Origin of the sequence: Silvanigrella sp., assembly GCF_044369315.1 — a bacterium.
Taxonomy (GTDB): Bacteria; Bdellovibrionota_B; Oligoflexia; order Silvanigrellales; family Silvanigrellaceae; genus Silvanigrella.
Genome location: NZ_JBIPMD010000136.1, coordinates 1 through 8730 on the forward strand (window position 1 = coordinate 1; position 8730 = coordinate 8730).

Annotated in this window: 8 protein-coding genes; all 8 read right to left on the bottom strand. The window is 28.3% G+C overall.

Annotated elements, in window-relative coordinates; genetic code table 11:
• Positions 1-41 precede the first annotated feature (41 nt).
• A complete protein-coding gene (locus tag ACIQ56_RS11105) occupies positions 42-503 on the bottom strand; it encodes an Rpn family recombination-promoting nuclease/putative transposase (protein ID WP_397601127.1) in 462 nt (153 codons plus the stop codon).
• 132 nt (positions 504-635) lie between these two features.
• Positions 636-1088, bottom strand: coding sequence for a type II toxin-antitoxin system HipA family toxin (locus tag ACIQ56_RS11110; RefSeq protein WP_397601128.1), 453 nt, complete (start codon positions 1086-1088; stop codon positions 636-638).
• Positions 1060-1962 (bottom strand): type II toxin-antitoxin system HipA family toxin, encoded by a 903-nt coding sequence (locus ACIQ56_RS11115; protein ID WP_397601129.1) that lies wholly within the window; start codon positions 1960-1962, stop codon positions 1060-1062. The genes ACIQ56_RS11110 and ACIQ56_RS11115 overlap by 29 nt, the downstream gene beginning before the upstream one ends.
• Complete coding sequence (locus ACIQ56_RS11120) at positions 1949-2275, bottom strand: helix-turn-helix domain-containing protein (protein WP_397601130.1); 327 nt, start codon at positions 2273-2275, stop codon at positions 1949-1951. The genes ACIQ56_RS11115 and ACIQ56_RS11120 overlap by 14 nt, the downstream gene beginning before the upstream one ends.
• Positions 2276-2451: 176 nt before the next feature.
• Positions 2452-4452, bottom strand: coding sequence for a hypothetical protein (locus tag ACIQ56_RS11125; RefSeq protein WP_397601131.1), 2001 nt, complete (start codon positions 4450-4452; stop codon positions 2452-2454).
• An 898-nt stretch (positions 4453-5350) separates the two neighbouring features.
• The gene (locus tag ACIQ56_RS11130; protein ID WP_397601132.1) at positions 5351-6649 is read right to left on the bottom strand and encodes a hypothetical protein; all 1299 of its coding nucleotides are present in this window, start codon (positions 6647-6649) and stop codon (positions 5351-5353) included.
• Entirely contained in the window at positions 6627-7487 is an 861-nt protein-coding gene (locus ACIQ56_RS11135; protein WP_397601133.1) for a hypothetical protein, read from the bottom strand. Before ACIQ56_RS11135 ends, ACIQ56_RS11130 begins: the two co-directional genes overlap by 23 nt.
• A gap of 186 nt (positions 7488-7673) precedes the next feature.
• Positions 7674-8192, bottom strand: coding sequence for a hypothetical protein (locus ACIQ56_RS11140; protein WP_397601134.1), 519 nt, complete (start codon positions 8190-8192; stop codon positions 7674-7676).
• Between the last annotated feature and the right edge of the window lie 538 nt (positions 8193-8730).

Sequence of the window (8730 nt, forward strand, 5' to 3'; positions counted from 1 at the left end):
TGTTACCTTATTAATCGCACTGCTTACTTCCACGCTGATGGCTAATCTTTACGTGGGTGAGATTCGCACTCACTGGTTCTTACGCACTTATCTTGGCGCACCATAAATTCTTCTTTTTCTTTAAAAAAATTGAAGTTTAAAACATGAATACAAATGGAAGGAGAAAGTACACGATAAGGTTCTCCTTTGCCTAATTGTTTTTCATAAAGTTTTGCCCAATAGTACAAACAACGTTTTTCATACTCACCCGTATTCCGCATTTGCATTTCTAAATTCACAAACGAGCCATCATTTAATTGAGCAATTACGTCAAACCGAGATTCTTTATCAAACTCACTGTCTTTATTCACTTCATTATTTAAAAAAGTGACAGACTTAATTTTTCTTTCCTCTGGGTAATTTAAAATACTATTCGCAAAATCAATAAATATTTCTTCGTCTTCTCCAAATATGCGTTTAAATAAATAATCATTTTTAACATCTAACAATTGCAAATTTTCCAACTCAACATCCTTATAAAAAACAAATAAACCTCTTGATTATTTGCCAAAGGTTTGAGTAACAAAAAATTTTAAAGAAAAAAGGAGGTGACCAGAAACTGAACAGGTTAAATTTTTACAAATATAAATAAACAGTTACTTTAAAAATAAATGATGTTTTTGAATATGATCCATCTCTTTTTTTCCGACGTGAGCTAGTTTTGCAAACTGCGGCCATTGATGAATTGATTCTGTTACTTCATCAATAACAGTTTTTGCTTCTCCAATTCCATATCGATCTGCAATCGTTAAAACATCGGACAATAAAAAATCTTTATATTTTCCATTCACGGACATTAAATGCTGATTTGTCCATTCTCCATTTGGATTATGAGCAAACGTAACATCGTAAGCGGGGGCTAACTCCCAAGCACTATTTTGTTTTAATATAAATGAAAAATTTTTAGAATGATCATCACAGTTTTTTGCCATAATATTAAAAATCATTCGCCGAAAAGCTTCGATCTCAGTATGATGCCCTAAAGATAATTGCCTAATTACTAAAAAATATTGTTCATAACTATTGGTTGATTTTTTTTTTGTAGTCAATATGATCCATTGCGCATAAGGTTTGAATATGATGTTTTATGTTTCCTTTTTCTCGATCAAACCTTTTGGTCATAAAATGAGAACGGTTATTTTCATGCAAGAGACGACACTCCGACATTTGAATTTTGGCATGAGTTGCCATTAAATAATATGCATATTCTATTCTGCCATAGTCTTGGGTGGCACCAAGTTCTTTGTCTTGCCCCATGCCATCAAACTTGAGTAACCAATACTCAAACTCATTTGTGGCCTCAACTTGCCCTGAGCGAATTTCATTCGTAACCGGATTCCAAGCAATTACGGCTTTTGCTCTTGCACCGCCAGCAGTTGTCCCTACTTCTATAATACTTCTTAATGCTGCTTGAGATTCATCTTCATTTTGAATGTTACCTTTCACCGCATTTCTCGCTTCCGTAACAAGATTGTTTATTTCTAAAATAGTGGGTTTCTGTTTTGCAGAATAAAAAGCAGGTTTAAACTCCAAGGCACCCATAGCGCGGTTACCCATATAAGCGAGACGATCCAACGGTGAAATTTGTGATTTCGGAATTCCTTTTTCCGCCATGTAACGATCTATCAAAGCATTTCCAAAGTCATCGGGTAATGAGTCGGATAACAAAGCAGGTAATCTTTTAAATGTTTCTACTGGCAAATTTGTAAAAACATAGGGCTGTTCTGTCTCATTTACAGTCATATGCAATGGAGAAAGTTCTATTTTATTTATGCTAAACATTTTATCATAAGCAAAAACATAAAAATTTAAAGAAGGATCAAAAGCAACAGCACCTACATATTTATTCCAAATATAAACTTTAATTAAATTTACTTTTTTGTATTTCATTTTTTTTGTTTGAGAATTTTTATTTGGGTTCATTTTTTGAATTCCCCAATTTAACTTTGCGGCTTGCTCTTTGCCGAATGGGTTTATTTCGAACCATATGCAAAGGATTGATTGTTACTTTTGGCGAAATTGCATTTACCCAGTCTTCATTCCCCAAAGCCTTTAATGCCCGGATTAATGTCATTAAATTTGTACCTTGGCCATTTTCAAGATTTTTTAAGGCATTTAAACTAATACCAGCTTGTTCACAAAGACTCACCCTGTCTAAGTTTTTTAACAATCTTAGAGATTTAACATTTCCCCCAATAAGTGATTCAAGCTCGTCAGGGGTAAAAGTAGATACCATAAAATACTCCTTTAAGACTTTTATAAGGAGTATAGCGTATTTAAAGTCTTTTTTAAAGCTTTTATGGGTGATAAAAAAAAGTAAAACGAATATTTTTATTTGAGTTTGATAAAAAATAAAAAAGCCTAGAATAAAATTCTAGACGTTTCTTGCAAAATAAAAGTTGAAATTAATTTTTATTTTTTTGCTGCAACTTTTACGTAAACAGATCCTGTTAATTTAGCATTTAGTGTTGCATCAGTAGAAGAAATAAATTTAAACAAGTTATCTTGTCCTTCATATCCTACTATTGAAGATAATTTAACTTTATTTCCATTAACTACAAAAGGAGTAACTTTAGCAGGATCTACAGCAGAATATGTAAGTTTATCTGTAACTTCTGTACTTAAGATTTCTGCCCCTAAAGTGTCGTCACTAAGAGTCTCAAATGGAACTAATGTTACTTCATTCACTTTACCATCGAATATAAATTCTTTTTTACCAGATTTAGTAGCAATTGTAATCGCATTTGTTTTAATTGCTTTATCAACTCCTAATTCTAATTCATTATTAGATTTCAAGCCATTATATTGAGCAAAAATAGTTACTTTGTCTGTTAAATCTGCATTTTTCTTAGCACAAAATACTTTTGTTGAAGCATTATAAGAAAACTTATCTGTAACAGATTGTGGAATTGTATAAACATAATTAACATTATCTACAATTGTTGTAGAATCTGAATCAGATAGTCTTAAAGAAGCTACAGCTTTAACACACTTTAAAGCTAAACTATCTGTTGAATCGCCATTAACATATTCAGTTGCACCTTTCGCAACTTTTTTATTGTTAACTTTTAATACATTTTGATAACTAATTGCCCCAGAAACATCAGCTAACTCTAAGAAAGCTAATGTTAATTTTGGAGCTGTGTTACCAATCACCATAACATTATCAAATGTATATTCAATTTGATTAGCATTAATAGTAAATTTCTCATAAAAGGGCTTTGCAGCTTCATTAATATTTAATTTGAAACTTACATTTAATGTTAGATGATTTTTATTCGCTTTAGATGAAATTAGATTAGTATCATCACCAATAACAAATTTATTTGAATTAGCTGTAAAAATAATTTTATCTTCTGGTAATTCTTCATTATTAAGCTTTAATTCAGTTTTTATATTTTTGAATATATCAGAATTTGCTGAATATATTAATGTATTTTTATCACGATTAAATAATGGTTGTTCAGAACCATCGGAATAAACAGCAACAAAGTTAAATTCATTTGTTGTTTTAATCTGATAATTTGGTTGAATATTTTGTGACTTAATTTCAGTTACAATAGGATTTAATAAATTAACATTAATTTCTTGCTCAGATGCTTTTGTGTTCATAGAATTTTTTTGAACAACTTTAACTTTAAACTTAAGCTCACTTGATTTGCTTAAGTCTACTTTTTTAAATTGAGCAGAATCGAAAACATAACCTTTTGTTTTAGGATTGTAAGTAAAATAGTCTACTTTTTTATTATCACTATCAAAAAATTCAATTGAGTAAGCTTCGTCAGAGATACTATCAGTTACGCTATTATCGATTGCTTGAGCTTGAATATGAATATTTAGAGAATCAGTTGATTTCAAACCTACTGGAATATCAAGTGATCTAAAATCTGAGTATGTCGAAGTTTCAGAATTAAATAGTTTAAGAGCAATCTCTTTCAATATTGAATTTTTAACTGAAACATTGTTTACAGTTGATAAATCTTTATAATTTGCAATTAAAGTAGCTTCAGCATTTTCCTTAGGCTTTGTTTGGTAATCTTCTTCACCAATTGTACCTGATTCTGTAGTTACAGCACAAATAGTATTTTTGCTTGTATCTAATTTAAACATTGTTTTTGATTCTGCAGTTAAATCAATGCTTAAATTTTTATCATTATTTACATTGCTTGTCGCTAATGCTTGTTTATTACCTTCAGCATCCGTATAAGAAAGAGAATAAGTTGTACATCCGCCTAATGGAATGCTGCCACCAAAAGAAATTTCAAGTGCTGTTTTTTTAGTATTTTGTTTTTCATTTGAATTTGCAGCTTCAGCAGCTTTTCCGTCATTAGATTTATTGTTACATGCAGTAAAAGCCAAAGTTGCAACGCCAACACTCACAGCAGTAAGTTTTAAAGAACTCTTCATTGTCATTAAATTTTCTCCATAAAAAAGAATAAAATTTGAAATAAAACACAGGTAATTATTGTAATTGCAAATTAACAACAATGTTTTATCTGCAATTTTGAAACTATAGATCACAGAATTTGTAAATGTCAAAATTTTAATAAAAATTTAATAATGCGATGAAATGCGTTTATTTTTAAATTTAATTAAAATCTATTAAAATGTTATGATTTCAATTGGTAATGATTAAAAATTTCTTTGGAAATCTTTATTATGAATTAACTAACTAGCCAAGTTTTATATTTTTCATAAATTAAAATTTAAATTAATTTAAATAATAAAATAACAAATTCATTTAATTAATTATTTATTTAACCTTAAATTAAAATAACCCTAATAGAACAACAACTTATTTATATAATATAAACACAAATTTTTGTTTTTAATGAATTAACCTATCTCCATTGAAACATATTAGACATTAATTGTATAAATATTTCCTTTTAAAATAAGAATACAATATGCTTTAAATATTTATTAAATAATTTTTATTAATTCTTATTTATTTAATTTTTATTTTATTTTGCCTTATTCATATTTTAAAATGACAATTTCATTAAATTTTTATGAAATTATCTAAAAATTATACTTTTTAATAAATTGATTATATTTAAAGCAATTTTTTTGCAAATTATTTTATTATATTTCAAATATCTATAATTATTATATATTTTTTAGGGTTATTTTTTAAGAATTTGATATTATTTATTTAATTTAAATTGAGAGAAATTTAAATGTATTAAATACAATATATCAGTCTAAACACGTCTGTTTAGACTGACTATGAAGCAGATACCCATTTAGGAATGGGTATCTGGAATTAAGGATAATAAGAAAACATATAATAATCTGTTTTTGTTAATTCTTAAACAGATTGTCCAGCCATTTTTTCATTGATTTTATTAATTTTCTCTTTAATCGCATTAAGAGTATTTTCAGCCTTATTTGTTTCTGCTAAAGCCTTATTATAATCTTCTTTAGATATCTTATCTTTTTCTACTTGTTTATTTTCAGGTAGAATAGCAGCATCACTATCTACTGCTCTAACCAAATTGTCATATTTTGTTTTTTCAGCGTCACTTAAACCCTTTTTAGTATTATAATCATTTTGAGCTGAAGATAAATCTAATTGAAGTTTTGATAAATCTTCAGTAGAGATATGAGCATTTGAATCCCAACCTTCATTATAATTATAAATTTCTTTATAATTTTCAAAACTAACTTCAGAAGTTAATATTGTTGAACCTAATAATAAATGATTCATATGACCAAAGTATGTTGATTTCATAGCTTCAGGAGTTACAACTGAAGAAACGCCAGTATTAAATGAAGCTCTTTGAGCTTGCATAGAAGAAGAGAAATAATTAACTGAACTATTATCACCCATAGGGCTTTCTAAAACAAGTTTAAGATTTTCAGGTTTACTTTGCTCAATTCTTAAAGTAATTGGGGATTTATTGTGATTATTATTTACTTGATTATTGCCTAAAACAACTACTGTTGGATTAATAGCTGTTGCAATAGCATTATCAACTTTAGTTCCAAATTCACCATTACTCTTTAAGAAATATAGAACGATAGATTTTTCTTTTGTGTTTACAAACTTGAAATCACCTGATTTTACAGTGCCTACAGTGTCCCCTTCGTATCTCATTACGACAACAGGAGTATCAACAGCAGGAATTGCTTCTACTTTTAGCTCATTAGATTCAAGGTTTTGGAAAGTAGATTTAAAGCTTACTGAACCACTACCCTTATTTGATGCACAAATTACATTACGGTTCGCAATAGATTCGTTTTTTCTGTCTTTAAAGTCAGAGAATAGGTTAAAGTTTGTATTATTTGCAATTAACTCTGCTATTTTAGCATTGTTATTGTATCCATCAACTTTAACTTCACCAACATACAATTCTGTAAGAGCCCTTGAACACAAATTAAGCTTAACGGCATCATATGCGTGACCACCTTGAGGCAAGGATATAGTTTTAGCATTTTCGCTTGAAGCTTTCACTTTAAGAAGTGCTTTATATCCATCTGTTTCATAACTTCTAAATGTTTGTTTTAATACTGGTTGTGTTTTAGAAACTACAAAATATTGCTTATCAATTAAATCATTTGTATATAGCGTATCTAAAATATCTTTAGTTTTTTTTATACTCAGCACTTTCTAACTTAATTTTAGCAATTTGATGAGCAGAAAGATCTTTGTAATCATTTCCATCTAAATAATTTGGGATAAATTTAACCTTAACTGCAAGTTCATAAAAATTGTTATTTTCATTTGAGAAAAATGGAGTATTTCCAACATCAATATAGCGCTTAGAAGAAGCTGAATTTAAATTACCAGCAATTTTATCTGTTAATTTATTCTTAACAAATAATCCTGTGCTAGAATTTGCTTCTTTTGATGTTACAATGCTAAAATTGTGGGCTTGTGTATTTTTATTATTTAAGTCAATTAAAGTATATTCAACATCAAATGTGCCATTATTATGGTTGCTATCAAAGATAGATTTAAAATCAGCCGGTTTATCTGAATATGCTGCTAAAATATCAAATTCTTGTCTACCAAATACATTTGTATTTAATTTAACAATTTTATAGCTCATAGGAACAGATGGAATTACTTTTATTAAAACTTCTTGAGTATATGCTGGTAATTCAATTTCTTTATTTGCTACATTTGGTTTAATTTTTACAGATACTTGGTATTCTTTAAATTCACGACTTACTGCAATACCAGAGGAATCAATAACCCAACCACGCTGAACAGCATCGTAACTTACGCTAATTTTCTTTTTATGTGCATCAAATAATTCAACTTCTGCAAGAGAGTCTGTTAATTCAATGTCGCCATTGTTTCTTAACTCTACTTCGGAATTGCTACGACCAGTAAGAACACCAAATATTTTAAATGAATTAGATTTTAAGCCGGCAGGAATTAAATGGGTTCTTTGAACACCATCTTGCCTTACACTTACATGAGCTACAACAACATCCAATGTTTGTGAAGCAGAAACACGATTCGGATTTGATAATGATCCTATTCTTACATTTAATGTTACTTTATTGTTTAGACCTTCTTGAGAACCATTAGAAAATACACGTGTTGGAGTTTTATTTGTGAGATTAGAGATTTTATCTTCATCAGTTTCATTAATTTTTAAGAAGCTTTTAGCACAAATCTGTCAGCCATCAAGAATGAAATCTTTTTTAGAAGCTTCATCTAGTTCTACTTGAATATCACCATTATGTTGCCCATTTTTTGAAGTATAAAAAGAAGTGATATCAGTCCACTTAGTAGCATCTAAAGGATCTGTAACAAGAACATTGTAACTTACACATGCGTTTGATGGTATTGCATTACCAGAAGGAAGTACAATTTTAACTTTATCTTTAGTTAAATCAAATTCTTGTAAAGTTTCTACAGTATTTCCAAATTTATCTGTTGTTTTTGATCTAACAAAACATTTTGTACCAGCTTGTTCACATTTTGGTAATGTAAGTGTTTGTCCGGCTACATTTTTTACATCATTTCCATTTTGATCTTGTACTGTAGTTGGAGTTGTTACTGATCCATCTTTTCCATTTATTCCATTAGAACCATTAGTTCCATCATTGGATTTATCTTTATTACAACCTGTCAATGCAACGCTCGCTATACCCAAGCCAAGTGCAGTGAGTTTTAAAGATTTTTGAAATGTCATGTATTTTTCTCCTAAAAAAAACAAAATACTTAAAGCAAAAGATATAAATTGCTGAAATTGCAAATTAAAAGATGAGTATATTTGCAATTTTGTTTCTATATACGATTTAACAATAAGTTGTCAAAAAAATTGTCTATAAATAACAAATAAATTTACATTTTTTATTATAATTAATAATAAAAATATCTAAAAAATAATATATGATATTTTTGGTAATCATTTTTTGTATTTTTAACAGTAAATTCAAATTGCTAAAAAATATGAAATATTGTTTAATTTATTTTCATTTTTTTATCAAAATTTTTTTATTTATACAATAATATCTTTGTGATAAATGCATTTGTTTTAAAATTGCCTAAAAATAAGGAAAAAGCTGTGCTATAAATAAACACGAAATATAAATTTTCAATTTCAAAATTTCATTTAAAAAGTGTCCTCCCAATAAGTGATTTTTACAAAGCATAAATCCAGAATTAAATCTCCTTTTGAGGAGGAGATTTAAATGGAGATGGAAAATAGACTTTTAAAATTGTCAGAG

Excerpts from the sequence above, each read along its gene's own strand:
- ACIQ56_RS11115 (WP_397601129.1), bottom strand. The coding sequence starts at position 1,962 with ATGAACCCAAATAAAAATTCTCAAACAAAAAAAATGAAATACAAAAAA.
- ACIQ56_RS11120 (WP_397601130.1), bottom strand. The coding sequence starts at position 2,275 with ATGGTATCTACTTTTACCCCTGACGAGCTTGAATCACTTATTGGGGGA.
- ACIQ56_RS11125 (WP_397601131.1), bottom strand. The coding sequence starts at position 4,452 with ATGACAATGAAGAGTTCTTTAAAACTTACTGCTGTGAGTGTTGGCGTT.
- ACIQ56_RS11140 (WP_397601134.1), bottom strand. The coding sequence starts at position 8,192 with ATGACATTTCAAAAATCTTTAAAACTCACTGCACTTGGCTTGGGTATA.